We start from the raw sequence: 15635 nt of genomic DNA, 5'->3' as shown, positions 1-15635 counted from the left end.
GTTTTGAGACTGGGTGTTCTAAGACCCGGTGTTTTAAGAGCCGATCACCGTGAGCCGACCTACGTAGGAAACATGATGAGTGAAACGAACGATCCGATCCAAGCGATCCTGGACGAATACGAGCAACTACAGACCAGGCTTTCTGATCCGGACGTGTATTCAGATCAGGGGATGGCGCGCAAGCTAGGCCGCCGTTCCGCCGAATTGCGTCCGATCGTGGAGACGCACAACAAGCTGGTGCAGGCGCGTGAAGACCACGAGGCCGCTGCCGAGATGGCAGAACTTGATGAAGAGTTCGCGGCAGAAGCCAAAGAGCTCGAAGCCCAGATCCCGGAGCTTGAAGAGAAGCTGCGTCGTTTGTTGATCCCGCGTGACCCTAACGATGGCCGCGATGCGATCCTCGAAGTCAAAGGCGGTGAAGGCGGTGAGGAAGCCGCGTTGTTCGCTGGAGACTTGTTGCGCATGTACATCCGCTACGCGGAGAACCGCGGCTGGAAGACCGAAATGCTCTCGGCTACCGAATCCGACCTGGGCGGCTATAAGGACGCCCAGGTTGCGATCAAGGGGACCGGCAGCGAACCCGCCGAGGGCGTCTACGCCGCGTTGAAGTTCGAAGGTGGCGTCCACCGGGTCCAGCGTGTTCCTGTCACGGAGTCCCAAGGCCGCGTCCACACGTCGGCCGCTGGCGTCTTGGTGTTCCCGGAAGTCGATGAGCCGGAAGAGATCGAGATCCACGACAACGACCTCAAAATCGACGTCTACCGTTCCTCCGGCCCGGGTGGACAGTCCGTGAACACGACCGACTCTGCGGTGCGCATCACGCACTTGCCGACCGGCATTGTGGTTGCGATGCAGAACGAGAAGTCACAAATCCAGAACCGTGCCGCCGCGATGCGCGTTCTACGCTCGCGTTTGCTCGCCCACCAGCAGGAGCAGATCGAGGCGGAACAGGCTGATCAGCGCCGTTCGCAGGTGCGAACTATGGACCGTTCCGAGCGCATCCGCACCTACAACTTCCCGGAGAACCGCATCGCGGATCACCGCACCGGCTATAAGGCCTACAACCTCGACGCCGTGCTTGATGGCGACCTCCAGGCTGTGATCGACTCCTGCATCGAGATGGATGAAGCCGAGCGCCTCGCCCACGTAGGTGAGGGCAACTAAAACATAGGTTGTACCGAGATGTCTCTTCCTTCCGATGACGGCCGGGCGCCTTCGAACCCAGGAGCATCGCCTCCAGATTTATCGGCAGCGCCTTCAGATCTAAAGGCTGCGCTCGGGTGGGCGAGTGCCCGTCTTGCTGAGGCGGGGGTTGCCTCACCGGCAGCCGATGCCCAATGGATTGCCGCGCACGCGATGGGTGTTTCGCGCGGTGAGTTGATGGCGGCTTCGCTTCGGGGTGCCCCCACACCAGAGGGGTTCGAGCGCCTTGTTGAGCGGCGGGCACACCGCGAGCCATTGCAGCATATCCTCGGGACTGCCGGTTTCTATGGGCTTGAGCTTGAGGTGGGGCCGGGCGTTTTCGTGCCTCGGCCGGAAACCGAAACGCTCGTTGAACAGGCCTTGGAGATCTTGCACGGGTTGGTGGCGCGTGAACCTGCGCCTGAGAACGATGTGCCAGCTACCTACGATGCACAAGCTGCTTCGCGGCAGGTGCGGATCGCTGACTGGTGCGCAGGTTCCGGGGCGATCGCGGCCGCGCTCGCGTCTCATGTCACAGAAGCGAAGGGGCAGGCGCCTGTTCATATCGAGGCGGTGGAGGCCAGCGGCGAGGCCGCGAGCTTCGCACGCCGGAACCTCGCCAGGACCGGCGTGGAGCTGATCGAGGAAGATGTTTTCACCCATTATGCGGCCAAGCCCGGGTGCTTGGATATGGTGTGCGTGAACCCACCTTATGTTCCCGATGCCACGCCGATCCGTGATGTTGAGACCCAGTTCTTTGACCCTCACACCGCGTTATATGGGGGAGGGGGAGACGGCTTGAGCATCCCGTTCGCTTTGATCGAGCTCGCTGGCCACACCTTGCGACCGGGCGGAGTGATACTGATGGAGCATGCAGAAGAGCAAGGCTCACCCTTGCGGCATGCGGCGTGCGCCACCGGGGCATTCAACCGCACCCAAACGAGCACTGACCTGACGGGCCGGGACCGCGTCACGATCATGTGGCGCAATGAGGCAGAAGCGGCTGTGTAAATAAACCAGTCGTGGGAATGAAAGAATAGAAGAGTGAGCACTACATATGATCTGACCGACCCTGAAGCGCGCGCTGACGGTATCGCGCGAGCAACCGAGGCCCTTGGCGCTAGGGGTCTGGTCGTCATGCCCACTGACACCGTCTATGGTGTCGCAGCGGACGCTTTCAGCCCACAAGCTGTCGCGACCCTTCTGGCCGCTAAAGGGCGGGGGCGTCACATGCCACCGCCCGTGCTCATTCCACGCCCCGAGACACTTCAGGGGCTTGCCACGGACATCCCAGAGGGGGCGAGCGCGGTTGCCGAGAAGTTCTGGCCGGGCGCACTGACCCTCATTTTGATGGCGCAACCCTCCCTGACGTGGGACCTCGGAGAGACCCGGGGCACTGTTGCGTTACGGATGCCTGATCACAAGGATGCGCTCGAACTGTTGTCGCAGACCGGCCCGTTGGCGGTCTCAAGCGCTAACCGTTCCGGGATGCCGGCCGCGATGAGCGCGCAGAAGGCACACGAGATGCTGGGGGACTCGGTAGCCGTCTACCTTGAGGGTGCTGCAACGAAAGAAGACGCCGCATTCAACGAGGATGAGCCGGCCGAGTCTGAGCTGTCCGAATCCGCGCCGTCCGAGTCCGAGCCGGCTCCGCCATCGACCATTGTCGACTACACGGTCACACCACCCAAGGTTGTGCGCGCCGGGGCGTTGAGCGTTGAACAGCTGCGTGAGGCGGACCCGAGCATACTCGACATCGACGGAAACCCCGCACCGAACACCGAACCGGCAACAAACACCGTGGCAGAGGAGACGCCCGAACCATGAGGGTCTATCTTCTGCTCGCGGCTCTAGCGTTCGTGGTGTCTACAACGCTGACTCCGGTTCTGAGGGCCATAGGTAAACGCACTATGGCCGATATCCCGGTCCGTGCCCGTGACGTCCATTCCGAGAAGATCCCTAAGCTCGGTGGCGTGTCCATGATCGTTGCGTTCCTGGTTGCGTTGGCGGCCTCGGCTCAGGCACCGTTTCTGACCGGCGTGTTCATCCGGCCCGATGTGGTGGCGGGCTTGGTTCTGGCGCTCATCGTGATCCTGGTGGTCGGGGTCGCCGATGATCTGTATGAACTGCGGTGGTACTACAAGCTGCTAGGTCAGCTGTTGGCTTCATTCATCATGGCGGTTTCCGGGGTGAGGCTTGAGGTTTTGCCGGTCGGTTGGGTTCAGATCGATTCATCGGTGTGGCAGATCGGTGCGGCGATGTTCCTCATGATCATGATGATGAACGCGATCAACTTTGTTGACGGTCTCGACGGCCTCGCCGCCGGCATCGCAGCGATTGGCGCGAGCGCGTTTTTCATCTACTGCTATACGCTTGCCCGTCAGGTCAATCAGTACGATCACGCGAACCTTGGTGCGCTGCTGATGGCGATCCTGTTGGGTTCATCCCTTGGGTTCTTGATCCATAATTTCAACCCCGCCAAGATTTTCATGGGGGAGTCCGGTGCGATGATGATCGGGCTGGTCATGGCTGTTGCCACGATTGTTGTCACGGCAGACTTGCGTGCCCTTGATGGTGAACGTTTCAGGAACATCCCCGCATATATGCCGATCGTGCTCCCGATCGCGGTGATCGCCTTGCCTTTGGTCGATTTGTTCCTCTCGGTTTTGCGGCGTGCCGCACGCGGACGCTCACCTTTCACAGCAGACCGTGGACACCTGCATCACCGGCTGATCGACGGCGGCTACACGCATCGCGGCGCGGTCTTGTTGCTGTATTTGTGGAGCGCGATCGTCGCGTTCGGCGCCATCCTGATCAACCGGGTCCCCGCACCGATCATCTTGCCGATCTGGGGCCTTCTGTTGCTTGGGGCGGGGATCTTGACGATCCACCCGTGGATCCGTCGCAAGCTCGCCCACCGCACTGAAGCTGAACACAAGAAGCTACATATACGTAGGAAGGGCCGAGTCTAGATGTCGCAACAACAGCCGCACCTCATCACCGAAGCCTCGGATTCCATTTCCTTTCCGTGGCTGAGAGTGCTGGCTTACTCCGCGGCTGCCGGCTCAGCTGTAGCGGTAGTGATCACTGTCCTCGGGGCGGTCTTCGCGGGCTTCCCGGGCGCGTTCTCAGCGTTCGCCGCGGCGGCCGTCGTCATGGTGTTCTTCGCTATCTCCTTGCTCGTAGCTCACGTGGTGGGCAAGACAAAGCCCGATGCGGTTCTTGCCGCATTCATGATCACCTACGTGATCAAGGTGATAGCTTTCGGTTTCTTGCTTCTCATCCAACCCGATGAAAGCTGGTTCTCACGCGGATGGGCCATCGCAGGTGCAGTGGGGGCGTTCATCGCCTGGCAGGCTGCAGAGATGTGGGCGATGATGAAAATCCGTCTCCGGATCTACAACTAACGAAGTGGTGACAATGACAAAAAAGAAGCTTAATTCGACCCAGCGTGGCTATGGTCCATCAGATGCCGCAGAACATCCGGTGCGTGAATACGTGACCTATCTGCTCGGCGGGATCATCGCCTTCGGTTTGATAGGATGGTTGGCGGGTATGGCCCTGGACCGTTCATGGCTACTTTTTGTAGGAGCCGGATTCGGTGCCGTGGCCGGGCTCTATATCGCTTGGCGTCATCACGTTGACCGTCGTAGGGAAGCCGGACGCCTGAAATAAAGCCACACCCCAGCACGAGTCTCCGAATATCACGAAGATCATTCCGATGTTTCTTCGTGCGGTGACAGCCGTACAGCTTCTAGAGAGGAAACGCGTTGATCGCGCTTGCGCTTTCCACAGCCGCCGGTTCCGACGGTTTCATCCCACCAACCATCGATGACCTCCACCTTCCGGAGATCATCCCGTGGGGCGCCGAATACGGCACCGGGTTCGGCAAGCAGATGCTTGTCGTACTGCTTACTGTTTTGCTCCTCTCGTGGTTCTTTGTCGCTGCAGCACGCAAGCGTCAAATGATTCCAGGCCGCTTCCAGTTCTTCGGTGAAGGGTTCTACTCCTTCGTCCGGAACTCAGTGGGCCGTGACATGCTCGGCGAAAAGGAATTCCGCAAATACACCCCACTTTTGGTGGCGTTGTTTGCATTTGTCCTTGTCAGCAACCTGATGGGCGCTGTGCCCTTCATCCAACTGCCCACCACGTCACACGTCGGTACAGCGTACGCGCTAGCCGGCATCGTGTACGTCTACTGGATCTACCTGGGTTTCAAGACCCACGGGATTGGCTACTTCAAGGTCGCACTCATGCCATCGGGTGTGCCGTGGCCTTTCTATTTCCTTGTGATTCCGATCGAGATCGTTTCGACGTTCTTGGTTCGTCCAATGACGCACTCGCTGCGTCTGTTCGCAACCATGCTTTCGGGTCACATGATCGTTGCGCTTGCTGGCTCAGCGATGAACTTCATGTTCCTGAAGATGGGTGAGTGGTATGGATATCCACTCGGTGTGCTCGTCTTCATCGGTGCAGTAGGTATGTTCCTGTTCGAGATCTTCATCATGGTTCTGCAGGCTTATGTCTTTGCCCTGCTGACCGCGGTGTATATCCAGAGCTCGATCGCGGAAGCCCACTAGCACTATCCAACAAACTGCCCTGTAGCGAGACGCTAGAGGGACAACCATCCGCCCTTGTCCGTGGATCCACAAACCAGTTCACAAACCGCGGACACCGTGAAAGGAAAATCATGCAGATCTCCGGAAACCTCAACGCCATCGGCTACGGTCTCTCCGCCATCGGTGGTGGTATTGGCGTGGGCCTCGTGTTCGCTGCCTTCATCCAGGGTGTCGCACGCCAGCCGGAACTCCAGAACAAGCTGCAGCCACTCGCCTTCATGGGCCTGGCGTTCACCGAGGCACTTGCAATTCTGGGTCTCGTCTTCGCGTTCGTCTGGAACTAATCGCGTGAATTCCCCTTCCAACCCTTAAGGGGTGAGGGAAAACCACGCTGATGGACCATTACGCAAGAAAGACGGGTGAAACATGGATAACGCAGTGATCCTCGCGGCAGGTGCCGCTAATCCGCTGCTGCCGAACTGGTGGGAGGTGCTCGTCACCCTCGTCGGCTTCCTGGTTCTGCTGATCATCGTCGGCAAGGTAGCGACCCCGATGTTCGAGAAGACCTTCGAGGAGCGCACCGCCGCTATCGAAGGTGGCATCCAGAAGGCTGAGGCCGCACAGGCTGAAGCTGAAGCTGCCAAGGCTGAATACCAGCAGCAACTGCAGGAAGCCCGCACCGAAGCAAACCGCATCCGTGAGGAAGCGCGCGCAGAAGGTGCACAGATCCTTGCTGAGATGAAGGCTAAGGCCGCTGAGGATGCAGCACGCATCACCGAGCAGGCGCAAGCCAGCATCCAGGCAGAGCGTGTTGCAGCACAGGCCTCCCTCCGCACTGAGGTTGGCTCGCTGGCAACCGACCTCGCTTCGAAGATTGTCGGCGAAGCCCTTGAAGATGACGCACGCTCGCAGCGCGTTGTTGACCGCTTCCTGGCTGATCTTGAAGCACAGCAGCAGGGGGCGTCGAACTAATGGCAACTGCGACGAACGAGGCGCTGGCGAACGCGCTGGCAGCACTCGAGTCTTCGGCATCCACTGCCGAGCTTTCGTGGGCGACCGACCTGTTTGGCGCTCTGAACGTCATCGACGAGAATGCAGCTTTGCGTCGTGCGCTGACGGATCCTTCACGGGAGCCGGAAGCCCGTGCCGCCCTGGTGCGCTCCCTGTTCGGGGAACGTATCGGTGATAAGGCTCGCGAGGTCCTCGAGGGGCTGGCGCGCTCGCGCTTCTCCACCGAACGGGACCTAGGCGACACCCTCGAACTCGTCGCCGCCATCACCGCGACGACCGTTGCCGAAAAGGTAGACGGCGCCGCCGGACTGGACAAACTCCAGACCGAGCTGCTCGGTTTCGTTGACCTGGTCGCTTCCGATCACGAGCTCCAGTGGGCTCTGACTGATCCACAAGCACCAGTCGACGCGAAGGTTGAGCTCGCACAGAAGCTTGCACCACAAGCCTCTGATGTGGCCCGCGCACTGCTAGCGCAGGCGGTATCTCATCCTCGCGGCTTGCGACCTACCGCACTGGTAGAGCGTTTCGCTGAAATCGCGGCACACCGGCAGCAGCGTTTCATCGCTACGGTGAGTGTGACCCGTCCGCTGACCGATTCGCAACGCGAGCGACTGCAGGCCGGGCTGAACTCGATGTACGGTCGCGAACTTCGCCTCAACGAAGTGATCGACCCAAGTGTCGTAGGTGGCGTCCGGATTGTTGTAGGCGACGAAGTGGTTGACGCAACCGCTGCAAGCCGCCTGGCAGATTTGCGCCGCAAGCTCGCAAGCTAAGTCCGCAACCGAGTAGTTTTAAAAGCATGACGTCCCAGCGACCGGTCGGAAACCGGTAGGGACCACCAATCTAGAGAGCAGGGAGAGGCAGATGGCCGAGCTGACCATCAATGCCGAGGAAGTCCGTAACGCACTCAACAGCTTCGCAGAGTCCTACACCCCGGATTCCGCAGAGCGTGTAGAGGTCGGACACGTTGTCTCGGCAGCTGACGGCATTGCCCACGTAGAGGGTCTTCCCTCCGTGATGGCGAACGAACTGGTTCGTTTTGAAGACGGAACCCTGGGCCTGGCCCAGAACCTGGACCGCCGTGAAATCGGTGTTGTTGTCCTGGGTGACTTTGAAGGTATTGAAGAGGGCCAGGAGGTCCACCGCACCGGAGAGATTCTCTCCGTGCCAGTCGGTGACGAATTCCTGGGCCGTGTAGTTGACCCGCTGGGTCAGCCAATTGACGATCAGGGCGAGATCAAGGCTGAAGGCCGCCGCGCGCTCGAACTGCAGGCCCCAACCGTGACTCAGCGTCAGTCGGTTAATGAGCCGCTGCAGACCGGCCTGAAGGCGATCGACGCGATGATCCCTGTCGGCCGTGGCCAGCGTCAGCTGATCATTGGTGACCGCCAGACCGGTAAGACCGCCATCGCGATCGACACCATCTTGAACCAGCGTGAAAACTGGGCATCCGGTGACGTCACCAAGCAGGTCCGTTGCGTCTACGTCGCAATCGGCCAGAAGGCGTCCACGATCGCAGCTGTGAAGTCCACCCTGGAAGAGCACGGTGCGATGGAATACACCACCATCGTTGCTTCCCCAGCATCCGACTCCGCAGGCTTCAAGTACCTCGCACCATACGCGGGTTCCGCAATCGGTCAGCACTGGATGTACGGCGGCAAGCACGTCCTCATCATCTTTGATGACCTCTCGAAGCAGGCTGAAGCCTACCGTTCCGTGTCCCTCTTGCTGCGCCGCCCACCGGGCCGTGAAGCATACCCAGGTGACGTCTTCTACCTGCACTCCCGCTTGCTCGAGCGTTGCGCGAAGCTCTCGGACGAGATGGGTGCCGGCTCGATGACCGGCCTGCCGATCATCGAAACCAAGGCAAACGACGTTTCCGCGTTCATTCCAACGAACGTTATTTCCATTACCGACGGTCAGATCTTCTTGCAGTCCGACCTCTTCAACGCCAACCAGCGTCCAGCTGTCGACGTGGGTGTCTCCGTCTCTCGCGTTGGTGGTGCCGCACAGGTCAAGGCTATGAAGAAGGTTTCCGGTACCTTGAAGCTCGATCTGGCACAGTACCGCGACATGCAGGCGTTCGCGATGTTCGCATCGGACCTCGATGCCGCATCCCGCCAGCAGCTGACCCGCGGTGCACGCCTCATGGAGCTGCTCAAGCAGGGCCAGTACCAGCCGTACTCGGTCCCAGAGCAGGTCGCTTCCATCTGGGCAGGTACCAACGGCTACCTCGACGACGTCCCGGTTGAAGACATCAACCGTTTCGAAACCGAGTTCCTGGAGAACCTGCGCCACCGCACCTCGATCCTGACCACGATCGCAGAATCGGGCAAGCTCGAGGACTCGACTGTTGCAGAGCTCGAATCTGCAGTGACCGAGTTCAAGCGTGGCTTCTTCGGTGAAGGCCACGACACCCTGGTGACTGCCGGCAACGAAGAGCATGACGCTCTGGCTGCCGAAGACGTCAACCAGGAGCAGATCGTCAAGCAGAAGCGCTGATCGCACATCCGCTGAAGGTGGCGGCGAACCAGCGAAACCTCGAAGGTTCGCCGCCCACCACCAGCGGGGCATGAAAGGACATCCATGGGAGCCCAAATCCGGGTTTACCGCCAGAAGATCGCATCGACATCTTCGATGAAGAAGATCTTCAAGGCGATGGAGCTGATCGCGACCTCGCGCATTACCAAGGCGCGTAACGCCGTTACTGCAGCCCTGCCTTATGCCAATGCGATCACTCGCGCTGTATCTGCCGTATCCTCGCAGTCCGAAATCGACCACGTACTGACCCGTGAGAAGGAAACCGCTAAGCGTTCCGCTGTAGTGGTGTTCACCTCCGACCGTGGTCTGGCTGGTTCCTACTCCGCATCCATCATGAAGGAAGCGGAAGAGCTCATCACAGCTCTGAAGGAAGAAGGCAAGGAAGTAGACGCATATCTGGTGGGCCGCAAAGCTCAGCAGTACTACGACTTCCGCGGACGCGAGTATAAGCGAGTGTGGACAGGTAACACTGACGCACCTGAATTCGATACTGCTCAAGAAATTGGCGCCGCCGTGCTCGAAGCTTTCGAGCGTGAATACGAAAACGGTGGGGTAGACGAGATCCACCTCGTGTACACCCAGTTCAAGTCCATGGTGACGCAGGAACCAAACGTGACCCGTTTGCTTCCACTCGAAGTCGTTGAAGAGGAAGTTCAGGACGAATCCGAACTCCATCCGCTCTACGACTACGAGCCGGAACCAGAGCAGGTGCTTGACGCACTGCTCCCGCGCTACCTGGACGCTCGTATCTTCGCAGCCATGTTGCAGGCTGCAGCATCCGAGCTTGCAGCTCGCCAGCGTGCAATGAAGAACGCAGGCGACAACGCAGAAGAACTGATTGAGAAGTACACGCGACTGCGTAACAACGCCCGCCAGGCAGAAATTACGCAGGAGCTCACGGAGATCGTCGCAGGCGCCGACTCGCTCGGCGGCTAAGACCCCTCAACCGAAGACCACCCCAGCTATAACAGCGAAGTGAGAGACATGACTGCTCAAGTTACCGAAGCGGCAGCGACCGCGACGCCGGGCGCAACCGGCCGCATCGCTCGCGTGATCGGTCCGGTCGTGGACGTCGAGTTCCCGGCTGACGCGATCCCAGCGATCTACAACGCACTGACCTGTGAGGTCACCCTCGCAGGCGAGACCCGTAAGATCACGTTCGAGACCTCCCAGCACCTGGGCGACAACCTCGTTCGTGCAATTTCCCTGCAGACCACCGACGGCCTGGTTCGCGGCACCACCGTACAGGACACCGGAGCTCCGATCTCCGTGCCAGTTGGCGACGGTGTCAAGGGCCACATCTTCAACGTTCTGGGTGAATCCCTCGACGTTGACCAAGACGAAATCAAGGCCGACGCCCACTGGCCGATCCACCGCAAGCCTCCGCACTTCGCAGAGCTTGAAGGTGCAACCGAGATGCTGGAAACCGGTATTAAGGTTATTGACCTTCTGACCCCTTACATCAAGGGTGGAAAGATTGGTCTGTTCGGTGGCGCTGGTGTTGGTAAGACCGTTCTGATCCAGGAAATGATTACCCGTGTTGCCCGCAACTTCGGTGGTACCTCGGTATTCGCCGGCGTTGGTGAGCGCACCCGTGAAGGTAACGACCTCTGGGTTGAAATGGAAGAAGCCGGCGTTCTTAAGGACACGGCACTGGTATTCGGCCAGATGGACGAGCCACCAGGCACGCGTCTGCGTGTTGCACTGACCGGCCTGACCATGGCGGAATACTTCCGTGACGTGCAGAACCAGGACGTTCTGCTCTTCATCGACAACATCTTCCGCTTCACCCAGGCAGGTTCCGAGGTTTCGACCCTTCTGGGCCGTATGCCTTCCGCAGTGGGTTACCAGCCGAACCTCGCTGACGAGATGGGTCTGCTGCAGGAACGCATTACCTCGACCCGTGGTCACTCGATTACCTCGATGCAGGCGATTTACGTCCCTGCGGATGACTACACCGACCCGGCGCCAGCAACCACGTTCGCGCACTTGGATGCAACCACTGAGCTCTCCCGTGAGATCGCCTCGCGTGGTCTGTACCCAGCTGTGGATCCGTTGACCTCGACCTCCCGCATTCTGGACCCACAGTACGTGGGTAAGGATCACTACGACACGGCTGTCCGCGTCAAGCAGATCCTGCAGAAGAACAAGGAACTCCAGGACATCATCGCGATCCTCGGTGTTGACGAGCTCTCGGAAGAAGACAAGATCGTCGTTGCACGCGCACGTCGTATCCAGCAGTTCCTCTCCCAGAACACCTACACCGCTCTGCAGTTCACCGGTGTTGAAGGTTCGACGGTTCCAATCAAGGACACCATCGAAGGCTTCAAGGCGATCGCAGACGGCGACGTCGACCACCTGCCAGAGCAGGCGTTCTTCAACTGTGGTGACATGGAAGACGTACAGCGTCAGGCACACGAGATCGAGAAGGCCACTAAGTAATTATGGCTACGTTGGATGTGGAAGTTGTCGCAGCAGACCGCCACGTGTGGTCCGGTGAGGCACGTTTCGTGAAAGCAACCACGGTGGAAGGTGAGATCGGTGTCATGCCATTCCACTCGCCACTGATGGCTCTGCTGGCCAGCGGCGACGTGGAGGTAGAGCCCGTCGATGGCGCTCGCATCCACATTCAGGCCGCTGGGGGTTTCTTCTCGGTCGACTCGAACCGAGTGACCATCGTTGCTGACCGTGCGTCGCTCGTGGATTCGACCGAAGCCTGATTCACCATGTCGATCGCACAGGGCTTGCTCCTGCTTGGAGTACTCGTTCTTGTGCTGATCGGCGCCTACTTCGTTGCTATGAGGGTACGCCGCAACCAGTTGCGGCGTACCCTCGGCACGTTTAAAGGTGCATTACACAACGAGCAGGAGCGCTGGACGCGCGTCATCTGCAGATACGGCGACCATCGACTCGATGTTCTACGCCTCTTTTCTGTCAGCCCCATCCCAGTGCTGAAGCTGCAACGGCCGGACATTCAAGTGCTCGGGTGGGAACCGTCCGAGACGGTGCCTGGACGGTTCCCCTCCGACTGGGTTGTGGTCGAGATCAAAAACCGCGAGCAACAGATCAATCTTGCGATGAGCTATGGCGACTACACCGGCCTCGCCTCATGGGTTGAAGCCGGACCGGTTGCCGGTATGGGGACCTGGCGTCAATCGCCATCAAATTAGTACAGAAGGCCGCCGACAGTGGGCCGGAACGGTCGCACTCGGCTTTATACGAGGGATTATGCGAACCTGAGCTCAGAACAGACGCGACTCGACGTCATCGACGCCGCGCATCGCATCGTAATCCAAGACCAAACATTCGATATCGCGGTCCTCAGCGAGAGTGCGGGCCTGAGGTTTGATCAGCTGGGCGGCAAAGATCCCGCGGACAGGCGCCAGATGGGGATCGCGGTTCATCAGCTCAAGATACCGCGTCAACTGCTCAACACCATCGATCTCACCGCGACGCTTCAGCTCGATCGCCACATAGCCGCCGTCAGCGTCCCGCGCGAGAATATCGACAGGCCCGATAGCGGTCATGTACTCACGGCGCACCAGGGCCGCGCCGTCGCCGATGAGATGGATCTGCTCGGCTAAGAGGCGCTGCAGATCAGCCTCAACACCATCCTTGATCAGCCCCGGATCCACACCAAACTCATGCGTGTCATCGGCGAACACCTCGTAGATGCGAATCGTGAGCGCATCCCCGGTCTTGGCGTTGCGGACAATCCACATCGCCTCAACACCTTCTGCGGCATCCACCTCATCAGGTTCGCTCACATGCGTGTGAACAGGCGCGCTCATCCAGTTCAGCGGCTTATACGATCCGCCGTCGTTATGGATCAACACTGAGCCATCGGCTTTGACCATGATGAGCCGCTTGGCTTTAGGTAGGTGGGCGTTCAGCCGCCCCGTGTAATCAACAGCGCATGTAGCAATCAGAAGTCGCATCGTGGATAGTTTAGCCCCCGTGGGTGTTTGTCTCCATCCGGCGGCGTACCTTACATATATTGATCGCGTAGCTACAGTCGTGCCTCACATACTTTGAGCGCGTACTCCTACGCTGAACAAGTATGAACAAGGGTGTGGTCTCAATGTCGACACGTATCGAAGTCACCAAACAACTCAAACGGGCCTACAAAACCGCGACGAGGTCCGAGAAGTCTGTGATTCTGGATCAGTTCTGCGCAACCACCGGGCTGTCCCGAGTATCAGCCAGACGGTATCTCACCAGCCCACACCTGGGCGTGAAGAATGTGACGAAAGTTGATCGTCGTCGGCATCGCCCGACGAAGTACTCGGCAGCCTCGAAACGGGTGCTGGTGTGGCTGTGGCGGGTCATGATGTACCCGTGCGGGAAATACATGTGTCAGATGCTCCCCGAATGGATCAGCCGGCTTGAAGCACATGGCGAACTCAGCCACGGTGAACACGACTACACGCCTGCGGTACGTGCCGAACTGCTTGAGATGTCTGCCGCGACGATCGACCGATATTTACGAGAGCACCGGCAGTCACTGGAGTTGAAAGGGATCTCTGCCACCCGTTCTGGCGCGCTGTTACGCACCTCGATCATGATCCGGAAAGCCGGCGACGAGGCAGAGCATGAGCCCGGCTTTCTGGAGTGTGACACGGTCGCGCACTGCGGCCCCACACTGAAAGGTGAATTCGCCAGAACTTTGACCGCCACTTGTGTGCAGACGGGATGGACCCACCTGGAAGTGTTACGGAATAACGCACGTGTACACATGCTCGCCGCCCTCACCCGCATGGAAGCTGCGTTACCGTTTGATATTGCTGGGCTCGACTGCGATAACGGGTCGGAGTTCATCAACGACCAAGTGATCGAGTGGGCAGGTGACCGGAAGATCTTCTTCACAAGAGCCAGGCCTTACAAGAAGAATGATCAAGCCCTCGTCGAGTCAAAGAACAACCATATTGTCCGTAAATACGGTTTCTACTACCGTTACGACACCCCAGATGAGCGGGACGTGCTGACACTGTTATGGCAGGCAGTGATGCTGAAGATGAACTTCTTCACCCCCACCAAGAAACCTGTCGGTTGGAGCGTGGACGGGCAGGGGCGTAGACGGCGCGTGTATGACGACCCGAAGACCCCGTACCAGCGTCTGCTCGACTCTGGGCTGCTCTCTGTAGCTCAAGAACGAGCGCTGCGGGCGCAGTACGCGAAGCTCAACCCGGTCGAACTCACGCGTGACATTGTCCGGTATCAGGACATGCTCATCACCAAAGCCAGTTGGAAGACTGAGGTCCTCACAGCTGAGGTCGAAGACGCGAAACAGAACCGACGGAAACGACAAACCGGTGGGGTGAAACTCCATACTGCCTAAGTGTAGTTCCCCGTGAGGTTGTGAACGCGTTGGGCGGGGGTTTGGCCTCCGATTCCGGTGTGGGGTCGGTGGTGATTATAGTGATGTAGCCAGGCTTCGTAGGTCGCTGCTCGGGCTTCGTCACTGTAATAGGTCTTAGCGTAGGCCCATTCTTGGGTCAGAGTACGGTTGAAGCGTTCGACTTTGCCGTTGGTCTGAGGCCGGTAGGGCTTGGTGAACTGGTGTTTAATCTTTGTCCCGAGCGTGTTGTTGAACAGGCGTGAGCGGTAGCAGGCGCCGTTATCGGTCATCACTGCCTGTACGGTGATCCCAGCTTGAGCGAAAAACTCCTGAGCGCGTTGCCAGAACCCGGCCGCGGTCTGTTTCTTCTCATCGGTAAGGATCTCTGAATACGCGAGTCTCGAATAGTCATCGATGGCGTGATGTAAGAAGGCATAGCCCCTGCCGTGTTTTCCATACCCACCGTTCTTGCGCGCCTCGGGTCCAAGCATACGGTGGCCACCACCATCGGGGATCCGCCCAAGTTTCTTGATATCAACATGCACCAGCTCACCTGGGGCTTGTTTCTCATACCGCGCGATGTGCGGTGTCCTGATGGGCAGTCCTGTTCCTCGATCGATATGGGCCAGTAACGGCATCTGGTACCGGGCCAAGACTCTACCAACCGTGGACCGTGGGATACCCAAGTGGTAACTGATCCGGTGTGGGCCCCACTGGCGGGTGAACCGCAGCGCAATAATCCGGCGTTCTCGGCGAACAGACAACCGGTTAGGACAGCGACGTGGCCTGCAGGACCGATCCGTCAGTGGGGCGCCGACGAGGTAGCGTTTGGCCCATTTCGATGCGGTAGCCGGTGAGACTTGGAAACGTTCGGCGGCTCGACGAATCGTCCAGCCTTCCTCGACGATAAGCACGGCAAGACGCCGGCGACCCTCAGCAGTCAAGGGTGCATTAGGGTGAGACATGAAGACCTCCGGGTCAGGCAGGAGTTGTGGTAACCCCAT

General features: G+C 59.2%; 18 protein-coding genes. 16 read left to right on the top strand and 2 right to left on the bottom strand.

From position 1 onward, the window contains the following. Positions 1-72: 72 nt before the first annotated feature. The 15 genes from prfA to J2S67_RS05040 all read left to right on the top strand — a co-directional run bounded on the left by prfA (position 73) and on the right by J2S67_RS05040 (position 12463). Positions 73-1164, top strand: coding sequence for a peptide chain release factor 1 (gene prfA / locus J2S67_RS05110; protein ID WP_083285372.1), 1092 nt, complete (start codon positions 73-75; stop codon positions 1162-1164). Between the two features lie 18 nt (positions 1165-1182). Then, on the top strand, positions 1183-2193 hold the full coding sequence (locus J2S67_RS05105) for a N5-glutamine methyltransferase family protein (protein WP_310246898.1): 1011 nt from the start codon (positions 1183-1185) through the stop codon (positions 2191-2193). A gap of 33 nt (positions 2194-2226) precedes the next feature. Beyond that, positions 2227-3009 carry an L-threonylcarbamoyladenylate synthase gene (locus J2S67_RS05100; RefSeq protein ID WP_310246895.1) on the top strand — a complete coding sequence of 261 codons (783 nt, stop codon included), beginning with the start codon at positions 2227-2229 and terminating at the stop codon, positions 3007-3009. Further along, positions 3006-4154 carry an MraY family glycosyltransferase gene (locus J2S67_RS05095; protein WP_035754586.1) on the top strand — a complete coding sequence of 383 codons (1149 nt, stop codon included), beginning with the start codon at positions 3006-3008 and terminating at the stop codon, positions 4152-4154. The genes J2S67_RS05100 and J2S67_RS05095 overlap by 4 nt, the downstream gene beginning before the upstream one ends. Beyond that, positions 4155-4589, top strand: a complete 435-nt coding sequence (locus tag J2S67_RS05090) for a hypothetical protein (RefSeq protein ID WP_310246893.1) — start codon at positions 4155-4157, stop codon at positions 4587-4589. Between the two features lie 13 nt (positions 4590-4602). Further along, a complete protein-coding gene (locus tag J2S67_RS05085) occupies positions 4603-4857 on the top strand; it encodes a hypothetical protein (protein ID WP_310246891.1) in 255 nt (84 codons plus the stop codon). Between the two features lie 95 nt (positions 4858-4952). Beyond that, entirely contained in the window at positions 4953-5762 is an 810-nt protein-coding gene (atpB, locus tag J2S67_RS05080) for a F0F1 ATP synthase subunit A (RefSeq protein WP_035754589.1), read from the top strand. Positions 5763-5872: 110 nt separating this feature from the next. Beyond that, complete coding sequence (atpE, locus tag J2S67_RS05075; protein WP_035754591.1) at positions 5873-6085, top strand: ATP synthase F0 subunit C; 213 nt, start codon at positions 5873-5875, stop codon at positions 6083-6085. Positions 6086-6167: 82 nt separating this feature from the next. Further along, the gene (locus tag J2S67_RS05070) at positions 6168-6713 is read left to right on the top strand and encodes a F0F1 ATP synthase subunit B (protein ID WP_070490414.1); all 546 of its coding nucleotides are present in this window, start codon (positions 6168-6170) and stop codon (positions 6711-6713) included. Beyond that, positions 6713-7525: a F0F1 ATP synthase subunit delta gene (locus J2S67_RS05065; RefSeq protein ID WP_310246883.1), complete on the top strand. Its 813-nt coding sequence runs from the start codon at positions 6713-6715 to the stop codon at positions 7523-7525. Before J2S67_RS05070 ends, J2S67_RS05065 begins: the two co-directional genes overlap by 1 nt. Before the next feature lie 91 nt (positions 7526-7616). Beyond that, entirely contained in the window at positions 7617-9254 is a 1638-nt protein-coding gene (gene atpA, locus J2S67_RS05060) for a F0F1 ATP synthase subunit alpha (RefSeq protein ID WP_035754597.1), read from the top strand. An 84-nt stretch (positions 9255-9338) separates the two neighbouring features. Continuing rightward, positions 9339-10229 (top strand): F0F1 ATP synthase subunit gamma, encoded by an 891-nt coding sequence (locus J2S67_RS05055; RefSeq protein ID WP_310246881.1) that lies wholly within the window; start codon positions 9339-9341, stop codon positions 10227-10229. A gap of 48 nt (positions 10230-10277) precedes the next feature. Then, complete coding sequence (atpD, locus tag J2S67_RS05050; protein WP_035754601.1) at positions 10278-11735, top strand: F0F1 ATP synthase subunit beta; 1458 nt, start codon at positions 10278-10280, stop codon at positions 11733-11735. Positions 11736-11737: 2 nt separating this feature from the next. Further along, positions 11738-12013 (top strand): F0F1 ATP synthase subunit epsilon, encoded by a 276-nt coding sequence (locus tag J2S67_RS05045; RefSeq protein ID WP_035754603.1) that lies wholly within the window; start codon positions 11738-11740, stop codon positions 12011-12013. A gap of 6 nt (positions 12014-12019) precedes the next feature. Next, positions 12020-12463, top strand: a complete 444-nt coding sequence (locus J2S67_RS05040; RefSeq protein ID WP_035754605.1) for a DUF2550 family protein — start codon at positions 12020-12022, stop codon at positions 12461-12463. A 72-nt stretch (positions 12464-12535) separates the two neighbouring features. On the opposite strand, the gene nucS is transcribed toward J2S67_RS05040, so the two are convergent. Next, the gene (nucS, locus tag J2S67_RS05035; protein ID WP_035754606.1) at positions 12536-13231 is read right to left on the bottom strand and encodes an endonuclease NucS; all 696 of its coding nucleotides are present in this window, start codon (positions 13229-13231) and stop codon (positions 12536-12538) included. Between the two features lie 143 nt (positions 13232-13374). On the opposite strand from nucS, the gene J2S67_RS05030 reads away from it, so the two are divergent. Continuing rightward, positions 13375-14631 carry an integrase catalytic domain-containing protein gene (locus J2S67_RS05030; RefSeq protein ID WP_176744705.1) on the top strand — a complete coding sequence of 419 codons (1257 nt, stop codon included), beginning with the start codon at positions 13375-13377 and terminating at the stop codon, positions 14629-14631. Here the strand turns inward: J2S67_RS05030 and J2S67_RS05025 are convergent. After that, a complete protein-coding gene (locus J2S67_RS05025) occupies positions 14628-15596 on the bottom strand; it encodes an IS481 family transposase (RefSeq protein ID WP_310245531.1) in 969 nt (322 codons plus the stop codon). The two genes, J2S67_RS05030 and J2S67_RS05025, sit on opposite strands and share 4 nt — an antisense overlap. Positions 15597-15635: the final 39 nt, after the last annotated feature.

It is taken from the genome of Pseudoglutamicibacter albus, from assembly GCF_031458175.1.
Lineage (GTDB): Bacteria > Actinomycetota > Actinomycetes > Actinomycetales > Micrococcaceae > Pseudoglutamicibacter > Pseudoglutamicibacter albus.
The sequence above is the reverse complement of the archived record's forward strand: the minus strand, read 5'-3'. Positions and strand labels throughout refer to the sequence as shown.